Annotated in this window: 13 protein-coding genes; 5 read left to right on the top strand and 8 right to left on the bottom strand. The window is 70.7% G+C overall.

Features of this window, described 5'->3' with window-relative positions; translation table 11 throughout:
• The first annotated feature begins 103 nt into the window (after window positions 1-103).
• On the top strand, window positions 104-1,477 hold the full coding sequence (locus tag AB0K21_RS05030; protein WP_343976598.1) for an aldehyde dehydrogenase family protein: 1,374 nt from the start codon (window positions 104-106) through the stop codon (window positions 1,475-1,477).
• 28 nt (window positions 1,478-1,505) lie between these two features.
• Here AB0K21_RS05030 and AB0K21_RS05025 read toward each other — a convergent pair whose 3' ends face one another.
• The 8 genes from AB0K21_RS05025 to AB0K21_RS04990 all read right to left on the bottom strand — a co-directional run bounded on the left by AB0K21_RS05025 (window position 1,506) and on the right by AB0K21_RS04990 (window position 11,411).
• Window positions 1,506-3,005: a wax ester/triacylglycerol synthase family O-acyltransferase gene (locus AB0K21_RS05025; protein ID WP_343976602.1), complete on the bottom strand. Its 1,500-nt coding sequence runs from the start codon at window positions 3,003-3,005 to the stop codon at window positions 1,506-1,508.
• 268 nt (window positions 3,006-3,273) lie between these two features.
• A complete protein-coding gene (locus AB0K21_RS05020) occupies window positions 3,274-4,512 on the bottom strand; it encodes a sulfite oxidase (protein ID WP_364147926.1) in 1,239 nt (412 codons plus the stop codon).
• Between the two features lie 90 nt (window positions 4,513-4,602).
• Entirely contained in the window at window positions 4,603-6,288 is a 1,686-nt protein-coding gene (gene polX, locus AB0K21_RS05015; RefSeq protein ID WP_343976608.1) for a DNA polymerase/3'-5' exonuclease PolX, read from the bottom strand.
• A 67-nt stretch (window positions 6,289-6,355) separates the two neighbouring features.
• Complete coding sequence (locus tag AB0K21_RS05010) at window positions 6,356-7,024, bottom strand: cupin domain-containing protein (RefSeq protein WP_364147923.1); 669 nt, start codon at window positions 7,022-7,024, stop codon at window positions 6,356-6,358.
• Between the two features lie 18 nt (window positions 7,025-7,042).
• On the bottom strand, window positions 7,043-7,882 hold the full coding sequence (locus AB0K21_RS05005) for a PmoA family protein (protein WP_343976614.1): 840 nt from the start codon (window positions 7,880-7,882) through the stop codon (window positions 7,043-7,045).
• Window positions 7,873-8,904, bottom strand: a complete 1,032-nt coding sequence (locus tag AB0K21_RS05000) for a Gfo/Idh/MocA family oxidoreductase (RefSeq protein ID WP_343976617.1) — start codon at window positions 8,902-8,904, stop codon at window positions 7,873-7,875. Before AB0K21_RS05000 ends, AB0K21_RS05005 begins: the two co-directional genes overlap by 10 nt.
• Window positions 8,905-8,947: 43 nt before the next feature.
• Window positions 8,948-10,315 carry a glycoside hydrolase gene (locus tag AB0K21_RS04995; RefSeq protein WP_364147920.1) on the bottom strand — a complete coding sequence of 456 codons (1,368 nt, stop codon included), beginning with the start codon at window positions 10,313-10,315 and terminating at the stop codon, window positions 8,948-8,950.
• An 82-nt stretch (window positions 10,316-10,397) separates the two neighbouring features.
• Entirely contained in the window at window positions 10,398-11,411 is a 1,014-nt protein-coding gene (locus tag AB0K21_RS04990; RefSeq protein ID WP_343976623.1) for a LacI family DNA-binding transcriptional regulator, read from the bottom strand.
• Window positions 11,412-11,590: 179 nt separating this feature from the next.
• Here AB0K21_RS04990 and AB0K21_RS04985 point away from each other — a divergent pair, with 179 nt between their 5' ends.
• From AB0K21_RS04985 to AB0K21_RS04970, 4 genes are all read left to right on the top strand, one after another.
• Window positions 11,591-12,886: an extracellular solute-binding protein gene (locus AB0K21_RS04985; RefSeq protein ID WP_343976626.1), complete on the top strand. Its 1,296-nt coding sequence runs from the start codon at window positions 11,591-11,593 to the stop codon at window positions 12,884-12,886.
• 82 nt (window positions 12,887-12,968) lie between these two features.
• On the top strand, window positions 12,969-13,943 hold the full coding sequence (locus AB0K21_RS04980) for a sugar ABC transporter permease (RefSeq protein WP_343976658.1): 975 nt from the start codon (window positions 12,969-12,971) through the stop codon (window positions 13,941-13,943).
• The gene (locus AB0K21_RS04975; protein ID WP_343976631.1) at window positions 13,940-14,764 is read left to right on the top strand and encodes a carbohydrate ABC transporter permease; all 825 of its coding nucleotides are present in this window, start codon (window positions 13,940-13,942) and stop codon (window positions 14,762-14,764) included. Before AB0K21_RS04980 ends, AB0K21_RS04975 begins: the two co-directional genes overlap by 4 nt.
• A 49-nt stretch (window positions 14,765-14,813) precedes the next feature.
• Window positions 14,814-16,205: a cellulase family glycosylhydrolase gene (locus AB0K21_RS04970; RefSeq protein WP_364147915.1), complete on the top strand. Its 1,392-nt coding sequence runs from the start codon at window positions 14,814-14,816 to the stop codon at window positions 16,203-16,205.
• Window positions 16,206-16,234: the final 29 nt, after the last annotated feature.

Here is a 16,234-nt window from a genome sequence, read left to right as displayed (position 1 = left end):
ATAAGGGGGCATAAAGGAAGAGGGGAAGGTCGCCCGAACGCTTCGCCGTCCGGCGGCGATGTTTCTCCGGGAGGCACCGACGGCGATTCTCCGGGAGGCACCGATGGCGATCGCGACGATCAACCCGGCCACGGGCGAGACCCTCAGGACGTTCGACCCGATCGGCGAGGAGGAGGTGGAACGGCGGCTGGCACTCGCCGCCTCCGCGTTCCAGGAGTACCGGGCGGTCGACTTCAAGCAGCGGGCGGTTTGGATGCACGCCGCCGCCGGCCTGCTCCGGGCCGAGCAGGACCGGCTGGCACGGCTGGTGACCACCGAGATGGGCAAGACGCTGGCCGCCGCCCACTGCGAGGTGGACATGTGCGTGCGGGAGATGCGCTTCTTCGCCGACCACGCCGAGGAGTTCCTCGCGGACGAGTCGGCGGACGGGCCCGCCGTGGGCGCGCGGCAGGCGTACGTGCGCTACCAGCCGCTGGGCGCCGTCCTCGGGATCACCTCGTGGGACTTTCCCCTCTGGCAGGTGGTCAGGTCCGCCGCGCCCGCCCTGATGGCGGGCAACGTCTGCCTGTTCAAGCACGCGCCGAACGTGCCGCAGACGGCGCTGCACCTGGGCGGGCTGTTCGCCAGGGCCGGTTTTCCCGAGGGATGCGCGCAGGTCCTGCCGATCGAGCCCGAGCAGGTCGAGCCGTTGCTGCGCGATCGGCGCGTGGCGGCCGTCACCCTCACCGGGGCCGACCGGGAGGGCCGCCCGGTCGCCGCGATCGCGGGCTGGGAGATCAAGAAGACGGTCCTGGAACTGGGCGGCTCCGACCCCTACGTCGTCATGCCCTCCGCCGACCTGGGCGAGGCCACCGCCGTCGGGGTCACCTCGCGGGTGCGCAACAACGGCCAGTCCTCCGTCGCGGCCAAGCGGTTCATCGTGCACGAGGAGGTCTACGACGACTTCGCCGGGCTGTTCGTGGCGCTGATGGAGTCGCTGCGGCTCGGCGACCCCGCGGACGAGGCGACGGACGTGGGACCGCTCGCCACCCGGCAGGGCCGCGACCACGTCGAGTCACAGGTCGCCAACGCCGCGGGGCTCGGCGCCCGGGTGCTCTGCGGGGGAGTGAGCCCGGATCGGCCCGGCTGGTTCTACGAACCGACCGTGATCACCGGCATCACCTCCGAGATGCGGGTGTTCCACGAGGAGGTCCGCGGCCCGGTGGCCGCGCTGTACCGGGTCGCGGACATCGACGAGGCGATCGCCCTGGCCAACGCGACCCCCTTCGGGCTCGCCGCCGCCGCCTGGAGCGGCGACGTGGCGGAGCAGGAACGCCTCGTCTCCGAGATCGAGGCCGGCATGGTGTACGTCAACGGGATGGTCTCCGCCTACCCTCAACTGCCGTTCGGTGGTGTCAAGGGCTCCGGGTACGGGCGCGGGCTGTCGGCGTACGGCATCCGGGAGTTCTGCGGCGCCAAGACGGTCTGGATCGGCTGATCGCCCGCCGCGTCTCGGCGCGGGGCCCTCAGGCGGGCACCATCTGCCTGGCCGGGAGGCTGCCCACCGGGGTGAGCCGCCCGGCGGGCTCGATCTGCTCCATCAGCTCGTCCATGGCCTCCTGCAGGTGGCCCATGAGCCGCCACACGTCGGCCACCCGGTCCGGGCAGGACAGGATGCCGAAGTCGAGCGAGCCGTCGTAGGAGAAGCAGGTGATGTTGACCCCGCCGCTCACGTCGGTCAGCACCGACATGGGGTGGTAGGCGAGCACCCTGGCCCCGCACAGGTACAGCGGGAGCTGCGGTCCCGGCACGTTCGAGACGATCAGATTGATCGGCGGCAGCATGATCGAGGCCAGCCGGAACACCGTGGAGGTCGCCAGCGCGGTGACGGCCGCGGGCAGCATCGACGACAGCTCGCCCAGCCAACCGGCGGGGGAGCCGGCGAACCGCCGCTTGGCGGTGTGCATCGTCCGCGCCATGACGCGCAGGCGCTCACGGGGACAGGCCAGGTCGGTCGGGATGGGGGTGACCATGACGGAGATCTGGTTGCCGACCACGTCCTGGGCGCTCGCGGTGCGGACCGCGACCGGGACCGCGGCGATCAGCGGCCGATCGGGCAGCGCGTCGCGCTCGCGCAGCCAGGCGCGCAGCGCCGAGGCGCACAGCGTCATGACCACGTCGTTGACACTGGCCCCCGAGCTCCTGGCCACCCGTTTGACGTCCGCCAGCGGGATCGACCCGTAGGAGAAGCGCCGCTCGGGGCCGATCGGGCCGTTGAACGGTGTGCGCGGCGCCGTCAGCATGGGCAGTTCCGGCAACTCCCGCCCTCTTCCGGTGATCATCCGGGTGGCGGCGGCCACCTGCCGGGCACCCGGCAGCGCCGAGGCCAGGGGCATCGTGTCGAGTTCGGTCGCCATGCGACCCAGCGAGTACAGCGTTCTGGCGGGCTGCATCACCGACCTGGCCACGGCTCCGGCGAGCATGCCCGCCAGACCGGGGGCGGTGGTCCGCGGCGTGGGCGCGGGCCGCTCGACGACGCGAGGCTCGGGCGTCAGATCCAGCAGCGCGGCGAGCGTCTCCGCTCCCGAGACCCCGTCGATGGCGCAGTGGTGGACCTTGGCGTACAGGGCGACCCGGCCACCGGTCAGTCCCTGGATGAGATGCATCTCCCAGAGCGGGCGGCCCCGGTCGAGGCGCCGCTCGTGGATCCGGGCCACCTCCTCGGCGAGCTGGGCGTCGTCGCCCGGCGCGGTCAGGGTCACCTCGTGGACGTGGCCGGCGACGTCGAGATCGGGGTCTTCCGTCCAGTACGGCCGGTCGAGGTCGAACGGCACGGTGGCCAGGCGGAGCCTCAGCGCCGGGGCCAGGTGCACCCGCTCGCGGAGCAGCCCGATCAGGCACTCGCGGGTGACGGCCCCCGCCCGGGAACAGGCCGGGTCGAGGATGGCGAGCCCCGCGACATGGGCCGCCGTGGTCGCCGACTCTGCGTGAAGGAACTGCGCGTCGAGCGCGGTCAGCTGGCGCATCGGTCGAGCCTCCTGGCGGAAGATGGGAGAACACGTATTGCCATCATCAGGTCGGCACGTTTCCCTCTCGTTTCCTCCGTGGGACCGCGGATGTCTTTCCGACGAGGTCCGGAGGCCCAGCCGATCATCGCGTTCGGTGATATTCCCATTTCACTCGGTAGTCACGCCTGTCGGATGGAGGTGTCCCGGCGGTTCTTTCCGAAGGTGATACCCGGGTGCGGGCATCCGGAGCCGCGGGCCGGGCCGTCCGGCCCGATCGGGCTCCCGGTCAACCGCTCACCACGGTCACGGGGTGGCGGACGACGGCGTCGAAGAGGTAGCCGAAGTCGTTGTGCGTGGTGTGCGACGGCTGGACCGCGCCGGTCTCGTCGGTGGCGCGGGCGAGCAGGAAGTGCCGGCCGGTCTCCGCGGGTTTCCAGGTGACCTGCCAGCGGGTCCAGGTGGATGCCACATGCGGTCCGCGCAGCGGAGCGCGCTGCCAGGTGGCGCCGCCGTCCAGGCTCACCTCCACGTCGGCGATCCGGCCGTTGCCCGACCACGACCGCCCGCGCAGCAGGTAGGGGCGCCCGGCGACCAGGGTGGCGTTCCAGGGCAGCTCGAAGGCGCTCCTGACCCCCTGCGTGGTCAGCGGGGCGCCGCCCTGCGGCGGGTAGGCGTCGCCGAACATCCGGTAGAACTCGGTGTTCCAGGGCGAGGACAGCGGCGAGGTGGACACCTCGATGTCGCCGACCCACTTGACCGAGGCCAGGCCGATCCAGCCGGGGACGACCAGCCGCACGGGGTGGCCGTGGTCGGGCGGGAGCGGCTCGTCGTTCATCTCGTAGGCGAGGATGACGTCCCGCAGCGCCTTGGCCGCCGGGATCGGGCGGCGTACCCGGCCGTGGTCCACCCCGTCGGCCACGTAGGCGGGGTCGAGTCCGCGGGCCATGACGTCGACGGCGTCCGGGGTGATCCCGGCCCGTTCCAGCACCGTGGCCAGCGGCACCCCGCGCCAGCGGGCCACCCCGATGCCGCCGAGCCGCCACGGGGTGCCGGCGACCTCCTGGTGCTGCTGGGTGGTGAAGAGGCTCCGCCCGTTGCCCGCGCACTCGATCGCCACGTCGCGCGTCACCGAGGGCATCGCGAGTAGTTCCTCGTAGCCGAAACTCCGGGGGGCGCTCAGGCCCGTGCCGTGCAGCCGCAGCCGCCAGGTGGCCGCGTCGACGATCGGGGTGGAGGTGTGGTTGCGGACGAAGAACCGGTCGTTGGGCACGTGGAACCCGACGTCGCCCATGGCGTCCCAGCGCATCTCGGCATTGGTCTCGTGCTCGACGAACAGCTCCGGCGGCAGCGGCTTGACGATCCCCGAGGCGGACGGGTCGTCGCCGGCCCTGTCATCAAGGTCCTTTTCGTCGAGGGTCCTGCCGTCGACGGTGGCCAGTCGGAGCCGGTCGGGGGCCTCCTGTGGAGTCCGCCCGGCTCGGGCGCGCCGGCGGACGGCCTCGTCGTCGAGGTTCTCGTACGGCATCCGGCACCGCTCCTCTCTACACCTATTTCCTACCAGTAAACTATGTAATATGCGATGGGTATCACGCCCTCGCCGCTCTCAATCATCCCCTCAACGACCGAGGAAAGCCAGCAGCCGCTCCAGGGGCCAGGTGTTGATCACGTCGTCACCGGTGAGCCAGCCGCGCTGGGCGACACCGATGCCGAACCGCTGGTTGTCGAGATGGGGAACCGCGTGGGCGTCGCTGTCGATGGAGAATCTCACGCCGTGGTGCTGTGCCAGCCGCACCAGGTCCGAGGGGAGGTCGGAGCGGTCCGGAAAGGAGTCGATCTCCATCGCGGTGCCGGTGCGGGCCGCGGCGCGGAACACCTCGTCCCAGTCGGCGTCCACCGGTCCTCGGGCGCCGATCCTGCGGGTGGTCGGGTGGCCGATGATGTGCACGTGGGGGTTCTCGCACGCGGTGACGAGGCGCCGGGTCATCTCCTCGCGGGACTGGGTGAAGTGCGAGTGGATGCTGGCCACGCACACGTCGAAGCCCGCCAGCACCTCGGCCGGCCAGTCGACCGAGCCGTCGGGGGCGATGTTCAGCTCGCTGCCGTGCAGCAGCCGCATCCCCGGGTATCTCTCCTGCAGCCGGCGCAGCCGCTCGCGCTGCTCCAGGGCCTTGTCCAGCGTCATCCGCTGCATCGCCAGGTCGGGGGCGTGGTCGGTCACCGCGTAGTAGGAGTAGCCGCGAGCGTGGGCGGCGGCGACCATGTCCTCCAGCGAGGCGATCCCGTCGGTCAGGTCGGTGTGGGTGTGCAGGTCGCCCCGCAGATCCTCCAGGGTGACCAGCTCGGGCAGTTCACCGGCGAGTGCGGCGGCGATCTCACCGGTGTCCTCGCGCAGGGTCGGTGGGATCCACGCCATGCCGAACGCCTCGAAGACCTCCTCCTCGGTCGCGGCCGCGATCACCCGCTCCCCCTCGAAGAGGCCGTACTCCGACAGCTTCCAGCCCTTCTTCACCGTGATCTCCCGCAGGTGCACCGTGTGCTCCTTGGAGCCGGTGAAGTACATCAGCGCGGCGCCCCACGACTCGGCGGGGACCAGGCGCAGGTCGACCTGGACACCCTGGGCGGTGCGGATCGAGGTCTTCTTGTCGCCCGAGGCGATGACCTCCGCGACGTAGGGCTGGGCCTTGAAGTCGTCCATCAGCGACTCGGGGCCGACCGCGAGGATGTCGACGTCGCCGATGGTGTCCTTCATCCGGCGCAGCGACCCGGCGTAGGCGATCCGCTCGGCACCCGGCAGCGAGGCGATGACCCGCTCCGCCAGGTCCATGGCGACTCCGGTGTGCATCCTGGCGCTGTTCTCCGCCAGGTTCTCGACCCCCTTGAGCAGGTTTTCCACGGTCTTGGCGCCGAAGCCCCTGACGCCCTCGAGACGCCCTTCCCCGATGGCCTTCGCCAGGGCCTCGGGGGAGTCGATGCCCAGTTCCTGGTAGAGGAAGACCGCCTTCTTCGGCCCGAGCGAGGCCACCCGGGTCAGCCGCCGCACTCCCTGGGGAACCTTCCCCCGCAGATCGTCGAGCTGGCGGAAGCTGCCCCGCTCCAGGTACTCCTCGACCTTCTTGGCGATCGCCTCGCCCACCCCCGGCACGCCTCGCACGGGCACGGCCGTGATGTCCTCGGGAAAGCCCGCGATCGCCTTGGCCGCCTTCTGGTAACTGCGGACCCGGAACGCGTCGCCGCCGGTCATCGCGAACAGCTCGGCGTACTCCTCCAGAGCGGCCGCGACGTCGTCGTTAGCTCGTGCCATGGGGCCAGCCTAGAAGATCGCACCGACAGTTCCCGCTCCCGGCGGTCCGCCGCGCCCCCGGCCGGCCTCAGGCCCCGTCCCGACCGGGAGGGTCCGCCGGGTAGGTCAGCAGGTGGCCGCACATGCCGTCGCGGGGCACGGAGGGCATCGGGGTGACCGCCGCCTCGCGCAGGTGGGCCAGGTCGCCGGCGCGGAGCGCGGCCAGCCGGGCGCCCGTCGTCTCCGCCGCGCGCAGCGGGCCCTGGCGCCAGCGGGACTCGAAGGCGTCCAGGTGGGGGCCGACGAGGCGGGCGGCGGCCTCGAGGAAGGCGGCGAAACCGGGGCGGCCCGCGGCACGGAGCCGCAGGAACCCCTCGACGGCCAGGTCGCGGCGCTCGCGCGGGGCCGACCGCGCGGCCCCGGCGTACCCGGCCGGATCGGCGAGGACCTCGGGGGGAAAGGTCAGGACGGCGTCGCCGGCCTCGGGCAGGCCGCTGTTCTGCATGAGGACCACGATGCGCAGCTCACCGTCGTTGACCAGGCGATGGACGGTGCCGGGGGTGAACCAGACGACGGAGCCGGAGGCCAGCGCCGTCTCCCGGTAACCCTCCCAGGTCAGGGTCTGCACGCTGCCGGAACCGGCCACCACGGCGTACGCCTCGGCGCACAGGGTGTGCAGGTGCGGCGAGCCGCCGCGCAGGCCGTCGGCGGCGGGCCAGTCGTAGACGGTCAGATCGCTCACGCCGGTGCCGAACACGGGTGCTCCCTGGGTCTCTCATGCCGGTGCCGGACACGGGTGCCGCCGGACGTACGCCTCCAGCCGGGGGCGGTCCCACGCGCCGGTGGCCACGACCATCCGGTAGCGCAGCCGCAGCGTCGCGCCGGGCGGCAGGATCAGTTCGCGATGGAACGCGATGGACGGGTTGACCGCCGCGAACGGCGTCGTGCGGACGAACCAGACGGTGGGCTGGGCGCTCTGGAACAGCAGGGTGGAGGAGCGGTCGACCTCGTCGTGGGTGCCGCTGTAGGCCAGCCACGCCGACTCCCGGCCCATCATCTCCGGCCCCTCGCCGCCTTCGGCGATCACCTGGCCGTGCTCGAAGGAGCGAGGCCCGCGCCAGAACAGGCCACAGTACCCGGCCATCGGGCGGCCGGAGGTGGTGGGGCTGCCGAAGACCAGATCCCTTCCGCGTACGTTGGTGATCGCGGTGGACAGCTCCAGCGCCCACGAGTCGTCGCCGACGTCGCCGACCTCGAAGGTCCGCACCTCGTCCACCCAGTGCTCGCCGCCCTGGGTGTGCCAGGTCAGCCGCTCCACGCCGGGGGCGGGGAACTCCTCGTGCCGCATGGTCCCGTTGTTCGGCAGGTCCACGTATCCGGCGGCCTCGCGGACGTAGCTGCCGCCGCCCCAGAAGTTCTCCCCCGACAGGTCCGAGACGGTCAGCTGCAGGCCCCGGTGCCAGCGGTGGTCGTGCGGTCGGTAGGCGCTGACCACGTCGCCCGCCAGGGTCCTGATCGGGTGGAAGTAGGGCTTGGGAGATTCGAACACCGGCGTTTCCGGCCGGTGGACGTAGCGCAGGATCTCGACGCCGCGCTCGGTGAAGGTCAGCTCCATGCGCGTCCGTCCAGGCGGCGGTAGAAGGGGTGATCGGGGGTGAGGTCGGTGCGGAGCACGGGCCGGCCGGTGAACGCCGAGGCGTACAGGCCGGTGATCAGTTCGAGCGACCGGCGCCCCTCGGGGCCGCTCATGGGCGGGCGCTCGCCGCGCTCGTAGGCGTCCAGCAACTCCGCCAGCTGCGCCTCGTGCGAGCTCGGCAGGTCCACCGGCGGGTTCCAGCGGGCCGAGGTGGACCTCCAGTCGGCGTTGCGGTAGCCGTACAGGTGGCGCAGCTCCACCGTCGCCTCGGCGTAGTCGAAGCGCAGGTAGCTCTCCTCGCGCCGGGACAGCACGCTGTTGACCACCGAGGCCATGGCTCCGGAGGCGAAGCGGACGGCGGCCATCGAGACGTCCTCGGTCTCGATCCGGCGGTCCAGCGTGCCGGCCATCGCGCGGATCTCCGACCACTCGCCCAGGATCGACAGCATGAGGTCCATCTGGTGGATGCCGTGCCCCATGGTGGGGCCGCCGCCCTCGGTCTCCCAGCGGCCGCGCCAGGGCGCCTCGAAGTAGGCGTGGTCGCGGTACCAGGCGGTCACGCAGAGCGCGACGAGCGGGCGGCCCAACTCGGGGGCGAGGGCGCGCAGGTGGCGCGCGCCGGAGCCGAACCGGTGCTGGGAGACCACCGAGGCGTAGCCGGGCCCCTCGGCCGAGGTGATCAGGTCGTACTCGGCCAGCGACCGGCAGGCGGGTTTCTCGATCCACACCCAGGCGCCGGCCTTCAGGCAGGCCCTCGCCTGGGCGGCGTGCAGGTGCGGCGGGGTGCACAGGTGGACGAGGTCGGGCCGCTCGGCGTCGAGCATCGCCTCCAGGGAGGGGTACGCCCGCGGGATCGCGTGCTCGGCGCAGAACGCCCTGACCCGGGCCTCGTCCACGTCGGCGGCGGCCACCACCCGCGCCCGGTGCGACTGGGCGCGCAGCGCGGGCAGATGGCAGATCCCCGCGATGCCGCCGGTGCCCACGACCGCCACCCGGATCATCCGCGTCCCTTCCAGGTGGCGGCCGCCTCCGGTACGGGGCGCGTCAACGTACGACGACCGTGGTCAGGGAACGCGGGGGAAGGGTGAGGGTGCGGTCCGGCCGCAGACCCGCGAGCGGCGTGGCCGCGAGTGAGTGATCGCCGTCGGTCAGGTAGGAGGTGGCCCGGCCCGCCCGGGTCGTGATCCTGGTGGAGACGGGCACGGTGGCGGTGTTGAGGATCTCCACGACCTCCGAGCCCCCGGCGTTGCGGAAGGCGGTGACCTTCAGCGCCGGGTCGGCGGCCGTGACGGCGAGCCGGACCGCGCCCGGCCGGATGAAGCGGCTGTAGGCGGCCAGCGCCCACAGGCGCTTGGAGACGTGGTAGGTCGAGGTGGCCTCGTCGATCTGGATCAGGCCCCGGGTGGCGCCGCGTGAGGCGCCGAACCAGAAGACGTAGCCGTTCGCCCTGCCCAGGGTGAGCGAGTCGTGGATCTGCTGGGCGACCGCGAGGCCGTCGTAGCCGCTGCCGTCGTCCCACGCCTCGTTCCAGGTGCTTCCGTTGGGCGACCACTCCGACATCCAGACCGGCCGGCCGGTGGGCAGCGGGCCGTCCACCGGGCTGACGTAGGGGTGGCCGGCGTGCGTGGCGACCCACCGCCGCGCGGCGGGGTCGGCCTCGATGGCGCGGGTGTACTCGCGCTGCTCGGACCAGCCGGCGGCGTCGCAGCAGATCACCCTGAGGCCGGCGCGGGCCGCCGTGGGGCCGAGGACCTTGACGAACTCGGCGGCCTGGTCCGGGGTGAAGCGCATCGAGGCGTACGAGACGGTGAGGTCGGGCTCGTTGGTGAACCCGAGGTCGGTGATCTTGATGCCCTCACGGGCGTAGAACCTCGCGTACTGCACCAGGTAGTCGGCGTACGCCTGTCGCCACGCCGGGAGCAGGGTGCCGCCGTCGCTGTCGGAGCCGTTGTCCTTCATGTAGCCGGGGGCGCTCCAGGCGTCGGCGTAGAAACGGTTCACGCCGTAGCGTTTGGCCTCCTTGGCCAGCCAGACCTGGCCGCCGTCCTCGCCGTCCCAGACGTACTTCGGCGGCGCGTCCGGGCCGCCGGGATCCTCGGGCTGGATGGAGGTCATCAGGTCGTACGGGCTGCCGGCCGGGGAGGAGCCGATTCCCAGGCGCAGGATGCTGAGCCCGGCGCCCTTCTCCGGGCTCAGCCAGAGGTCGAGGATCTCCCGCTGCTTGGCGGCGGGCAGCGCGCGGACCAGTTCGTTGCGGCGGAATGCCTGGGAGAAGCCGAAACCGTCGATCCGCTGGAGAACGCCGTGCTGTTCCACCCGGATCGGGGAAGCGCTTTCCTTGACGGCAGGGCCAAGCCCGAGAAGGGGGAACAGGAGGATCGGTGTCAGTAGTGCCCTGTGACGTCGTGACATGCGGGAACCCGCTTTCCGAAAGTTTCACAAGATTACCGAGACTTTTCGTGTCGATCACCGTAAATCTTTCGGATGGCGGCAGTCAACAGCCGTCAGGGCGCGCGGTGCTGTCGCGGACCACGAGGTCGGTGGCCAGCTCCACCCGCCGGGGCTCGTGCCCGCCGCGGTCGAGGCCGAGCACCATCCGGGTGGCCAGCGCGGCCATCTCCTGGAGCGGCTGGCGCACGGTGGTCAGCGGCGGCCAGGCGGAACGTGCCAACGGCAGGTCGTCGAAGCCCACCACCGACAGGTCCTGCGGCACCCGCAGGCCGCGCTGCCTGGCCGCCTCGAAGACGCCGAACGCCTGCATGTCGCTGCCGGCGAAGATCGCGGTGGGCGGGTCCGCCGCCGACAGCAGCGCGTGGCCCAGGTCGCGGCCCGAGCCGACCAGGAAGTCGCCGTACCCGATGAGCGAGGGGTCCACCGCGATCCCCGCGGTCTCCAGCGCGGCGCGGTAGCCGTCGATGCGGGCCCGGCTGCACAGCATGCCGGCCGGGCCGCCGATCATCCCGATCCGGCGGTGGCCCAGTTCCAGCAGGTGGCGGGTGGCGGCCAGGCCGCCGCTCCAGTTGGTGGCGCCGACCGAGGCGACTCCCGGCGGCGGCTCGCCCTCCGGGTCCACCACCACGAAGGGGATGGACCTGGCGGCCAGCTGGCCGTGCTGGGCGGCGCTGATCCGCGAGCCGATCAGGATGGCCCCGTCGGTGCGCCGGGTGGCGATCCGCTCCACCCAGTCCCGGCCCGGGCCCGCGTGGCTGTGCAGTACCGAGACGACCACGCCGGCGTCGACCTCGCGGGCCGCGGTCTCCACGCCGCGCACCAACTCCATCGCCCACGGGCTCTCGATCTCGGTGAAGACCAGGTCCACCAGGCCGACGGGCTCGTCGCCCTGGCCGGTCCTGCGTATGTAGCCGTGCTTGTGCAGCAGGCGCTCGATCCGCTGCCTGGTCTCGGAGGCGACCTCGGGCCGCCCGTTGATGACTTTCGAGACCGTGGGCGCGGAAACCCCGGCCTCCTCGGCGATCAGGGCGATCGTCACCCGCCTGTTGGATGGCATGCGGCGAATACTAACCGAAAACTTTCGGAGGCCCGCGGGGGGCCCGTCTTCGTTGCTGTTCGAGCTCGCTACCACGACGGCTATTGACGCGTAACCGGCAATTTACCTATCCTCCGGGTCACGAAATGTTCGGGGAACATGTGAAACTTTTCATACCCACTCCCGAAAGGGGAACCCCCATGCTGAGTCGGCGAGGCGTGGTGGCGCTGGCGGCATCGGTGCTGCTTCTTGGAGCCTGCGGTACGAGCGCGGACGATAACGGGGCGCAACCGGGCGCGAGCGCCGGCTCGGAGAAGGTCACCTTCGAGTTCTGGAACCTGGCGACGGCCGAACCGCTCAAGTCCTTCTGGGCGGATCGCGTCAAGGAGTACCAGGCGGCCAACCCGAATGTGACGATCAAGAACATCGGTATCGAGAACGACTCCTACAAGCCGAAGCTCGCAACCCTCACCCAGTCGGGGAAGGCGCCCGATCTCTACTCCACCTGGGGTGGCGGTGTGCTGAAGCAGCACATCGAGGCGGGCCTGGTGAAGGACCTGTCGTCGGAGGCCGGTGACATCCTCGGCGACTTCACCCCGGCCTCCCTGGCCGCCTACCAGTTCGACGGGAAGACCTACGGGCTGCCCACCGACATCGGCATGGTCGGCTTCTGGTACAACAAGGCGAACTTCGCCAAGGCCGGCATCTCCGCCCCGCCCGCCACCTGGACCGAGTTCCTGGACGCGGTGAAGAAGCTGAAGGCGGCAGGGATCACCCCGATAGCCCTCGCCGGCAAGGCCAAGTGGCCGGGCCACTACTACTGGGCCTACCTGGCCATGCGGGTGGCGGGCCTGGACGCGCTCAGCCAGGCCGGCACCACCAACGACTTCACCGGCCCCGACTTCGTCGCCGCCGGGCAGCGGCTCAAGGAACTCGTCGACCTGCAGCCTTTCCAGAAGGGCTTCCTCAACGCCGACTACTCCACCCCCGACGGGCAGGCCGCGACCGTGAGCAACGGCAAGGCCGCCATGGAACTGATGGGCCAGTGGGCGCCGTCCGTACAGAAGGACTCCGGCAAGGGCCTCGGGGACGACCTCGGGTTCTTCACCTTCCCGTCCGTGGACGGGGGCAAAGGCTCCGCGGGCGACGCGTTCGGCGGCGGCGGCGGCCTGGCCGTGGGCGTCAACGCCCCGCCCGCCGCGCTGGACTTCCTGAAGTTCGCGCTCAAGAAGGAGAACCACTCCAAGGCGGTCGCCGCGGGAGGTGTGCTCCCGGTGCTCAAGGGGGAGGAGTCGGCCGTCACCGACCCCAACATCAAGGTGGTCTCCGACGCGCTGTCGGCCGCGACCGGCTTCCAGCTCTACCTCGACCAGGCGTACCCGCCGGCCGTCGGCCAGGAGGTCAACGACGCCGTGGCCGAACTGATCGCGGGCAGGAAGACGCCGGAGGAGGTCGTCAAGGTCATCACCGAGACGGCGAAGTCGGAGTCGGAGTAGCCGTCCGCATGAAGGTGACAGAGCCGATCGAGGCCAGGGAACCGACGGTGAGCACGGTGAAGGGGCGAGGTCGGTGACGACGATGACCGGGCCGGACGCACGTCCGGCCCCTCCCGGAAGAAGACCCGCCGAGCGGCGAGGACGGCGCGAGGGGCGGCGCCGGGGAAAGGGCTGGATCACCGCGATCCTGTTCGTGCTCCCCGCCCTGGTCCTGTTCACCCTGCTGGTACTGACGCCGATCCTGGTCGCCGGCTACACCAGCCTCCACAAGTGGAACGGCATCGGGCCGCCGAGCGACTTCATCGGCCTGGACAACTTCACCCGGCTGCTGAACAGCGACATCTTCATCGGCGACCTGCGAAACGGCGGCATCCTGGTCCTGCTCTCCCTGGTGGTGCAGCTGCCGCTCTCGCTGGGCCTGGCGGTGATGCTGAACCAGCGGATCCGGGGGCGCGCCCTCTACCGGCTGCTGTTCTTCGCGCCGTACATGCTCTCCGAGGCGATCACCGGCGTGCTGTTCTCGCTGATCCTCTCGCCCGAGGCGGGTCTGGCCAACCGGCTGCTGACCTCCTGGGGGCTGGAGCCGTGGAGCTGGCTGTCGGAGCCGGACACCGTGTTGTTCTCGCTGTTTCTGGTGATCACCTGGAAGTACTTCGGATTCCACATGATCATCTATCTGGCCGGGCTGCAGGGCATCCCCAAGGAGTTGCACGAGGCGGCCAGGATCGACGGCGCCGGCGGCTGGAAGGTGTTCCGGTACGTCACCCTGCCGCTGCTCGGCCCCACCGTCAGGGTCAGCGTGTTCCTGTCCGTCATCGGCACGATCCAGCTCTTCGACCTGGTCTGGATCCTCACCGGCGGCGGCCCCTCGCACGCCTCGGAGACCATGGCCGTGAGCATGTTCGAATACGGTTTCAAACGGACCCAGATCGGTTACTCCAGCGCGATCAGCGTCGCCATGTTCCTGATCAGCCTCGTCTTCGCCCTCGGCTACCAGCGGTTCGTGCTGCGCCGGGACCTGGAGGGGGCCAGTACCACGATGGGAGACCACCGATGATCGCCCGGTTCCGGACGGTCCCGATCCACGTGATCGTCTGGGTGGCGGCGGTCTTCATCGTCGTCCCCTTCGTGTACGGCCTGTTCGGTGGTTTCAAGACCACCGCCCAGCTGTCGGAGAACCCGCTCGGCCTGCCCTCCCCATGGGTCACCGAGAACTACACCGACGTGATCGCCACCGGCGCGTTCTGGCGCCAGCTCCTCAACAGCCTGTTCATCGCGGTGGCGACCACCGTGCTGGTGGTGTTCCTGTCGGCGATGGCGGCCTTCGCCTTCGCCCGGTTCGCCTTCCGCGGCCGCGAGTTCCTGTTCACGCTGTTCGCCATCGGGCTGATGTTCCCGTTCGCGGTGGCGATCCTGCCGCTGTTCATCCTGCTGCGCACCTTCGGCCTGCTGGACAACCCGCTCGGGGTGATCCTGCCGCAGGCCGCGTTCGGGCTGCCGCTGACGATCATCATCCTGCGCACCTTCTTCCGGTCCATCCCCAACGAGGTCGAGGAGGCCGCCACCCTCGACGGCTGCACCCCCTTCGGGTTCTTCTGGCGGGTGCTGCTGCCGATGGCCAGGCCCGCCCTGGCCACCGTCTCGGTGCTGGCGATCGTGGCGAGCTGGAACAACTTCTTCCTCCCGCTGGTGGTCTTCAACGACCCGAACCTGTGGACGCTGCCACTGGGCGTCCAGCAGTTCCAGGGGGAGTACGCGGCGGACACGGCCAAGATCCTGGCCTACGTCATCGTCTCCATGGTCCCGGCCCTGGCCTTCTACGCGGTCGCCGAGCGCCAGCTGATCAGCGGCCTCACCGCGGGCGCCACCAAGGGCTGAGCCGGGACCTCATCGCTGTGTCGAACGACCGTTGTGGAGAGTGAGAAACATGACCCTGAGTGTCGCCGGATCCCGTCTCGTCGATTCGGCCGGCACCCCGGTACGGCTGCGCGGAGTAGGCCTCGGGGGCTGGCTGAACATGGAGAACTTCATCACCGGATATCCGGCCAACGAGGCCACGATGCGCGCCGCGGTCCTGGAGGTGCTCGGCGACGACCGGGCCGAGCTGTTCTTCGACCGCCTGCTCACCTCGTTCTTCGGCGCCGACGACGCCTCGCTCCTCGCCGACCTCGGCACCAACTGCGTCCGGATCCCGATCAACTACCGCCACCTGGAGTCCGACGACCGCCCCTTCGAGATCATCGAGCAGGGCTTCCGCCACCTCGACCGGGTGATCGGCCTGCTCGCCGAGCGCGGCATCTACAGCGTCATCGACCTGCACGCCCTGCCCGGCGCGCAGAACCAGCACTGGCACTCCGACAACCCCACGCACATAGCCGCCTTCTGGCAGCACCGGCACTTCCAGGACCGCGTCGTCCACCTGTGGGAGGCCGTGGCCGACCGCTACCGGGACAATCCGTGGGTGGCCGGCTACAACCCGGTCAACGAGCCCGGCGACTCCGGCGGGCAGGTCGTCGGCCCCTTCTACGACCGCCTGGTCAAGGCGGTCCGCGCCGTCGACCCCGGACACGTGCTGTTCCTGGACGGCAACACCTACTCCACCGACTTCTCGATCTTCCGCGAGGTGTACGAGAACACGGTCTTCGTCTGCCACGACTACGCCCTGGCCGGCTTCGCACACGGCGGCCCCTACCCCGGCCACACCCGAGGCGAGTGGGTGGACCGGGCCCAGCTGGAGAAGTCCTTCGAGCGGCGGACCGTCTTCCAGCGCGAGACGGGCACCCCCCTGTGGGTCGGCGAGTTCGGTCCCGTCTACACCGGCGACGCGGAGGTCGACCGGCAGCGCTACCAGATCCTCCGCGACCAGCTGGAGATCTTCGACTCCCACCAGGCCGGCTGGTCGCTGTGGACCTACAAGGACGTCGGGCTGCAGGGCCTGGTCAGTGCGGGTGAACCGTACATGAGCCGGTTCGGCGACTTCATCGCCAAGAAGGGACGGCTGGGCGCGGACCGGTGGGGCTCGACGATGGAGGAGTCGGCGAGTGAGCTGGCGCCGCTGCACCGGCTGGTGGAGACCGAGTTCCCCTCCTGGAACCCCTACCCGTGGGGTGCCCGCTACCAGACCGACGACCTGATCCGGCACATCCTCATCGCGCAGGCGCTGGTTCCCGAGTACGCCGAGCTGCTGCGAGGCTGCTCCGACGAGGAACTGACCGCCCTCGCCGACTCCTTCGCACTCGCCCGGTGCGCCCGGCGGCAGCCACTGCTCGACCTGCTCGCCGAGAACCTGCTCGCCGGGAACCCGGGCGGCGACGCTTGACGAAGCCGTAAGGCGGTGACGTCTGAGTA

It is taken from the genome of Streptosporangium sp. NPDC049248 (assembly GCF_040678965.1).
Classification (GTDB): Bacteria; Actinomycetota; Actinomycetes; order Streptosporangiales; family Streptosporangiaceae; genus Streptosporangium; species Streptosporangium fukuiense.
Note: the sequence above shows the minus strand (reverse complement) of the source record. Positions and strands in the feature narration are given on the sequence as shown.

Coding starts and splice junctions, on each gene's coding strand:
- AB0K21_RS04970 (WP_364147915.1), top strand. CDS start 14,814: ATGACCCTGAGTGTCGCCGGATCCCGTCTCGTCGATTCGGCCGGCACC.
- AB0K21_RS05025 (WP_343976602.1), bottom strand. CDS start 3,005: ATGCGCCAGCTGACCGCGCTCGACGCGCAGTTCCTTCACGCAGAGTCG.
- AB0K21_RS05005 (WP_343976614.1), bottom strand. CDS start 7,882: ATGGAGCTGACCTTCACCGAGCGCGGCGTCGAGATCCTGCGCTACGTC.
- AB0K21_RS04980 (WP_343976658.1), top strand. CDS start 12,969: ATGACCGGGCCGGACGCACGTCCGGCCCCTCCCGGAAGAAGACCCGCC.
- AB0K21_RS04995 (WP_364147920.1), bottom strand. CDS start 10,315: ATGTCACGACGTCACAGGGCACTACTGACACCGATCCTCCTGTTCCCC.
- AB0K21_RS04985 (WP_343976626.1), top strand. CDS start 11,591: ATGCTGAGTCGGCGAGGCGTGGTGGCGCTGGCGGCATCGGTGCTGCTT.
- AB0K21_RS05000 (WP_343976617.1), bottom strand. CDS start 8,904: ATGATCCGGGTGGCGGTCGTGGGCACCGGCGGCATCGCGGGGATCTGC.
- AB0K21_RS05030 (WP_343976598.1), top strand. CDS start 104: ATGGCGATCGCGACGATCAACCCGGCCACGGGCGAGACCCTCAGGACG.
- polX (WP_343976608.1), bottom strand. CDS start 6,288: ATGGCACGAGCTAACGACGACGTCGCGGCCGCTCTGGAGGAGTACGCC.
- AB0K21_RS04975 (WP_343976631.1), top strand. CDS start 13,940: ATGATCGCCCGGTTCCGGACGGTCCCGATCCACGTGATCGTCTGGGTG.
- AB0K21_RS04990 (WP_343976623.1), bottom strand. CDS start 11,411: ATGCCATCCAACAGGCGGGTGACGATCGCCCTGATCGCCGAGGAGGCC.
- AB0K21_RS05020 (WP_364147926.1), bottom strand. CDS start 4,512: ATGCCGTACGAGAACCTCGACGACGAGGCCGTCCGCCGGCGCGCCCGA.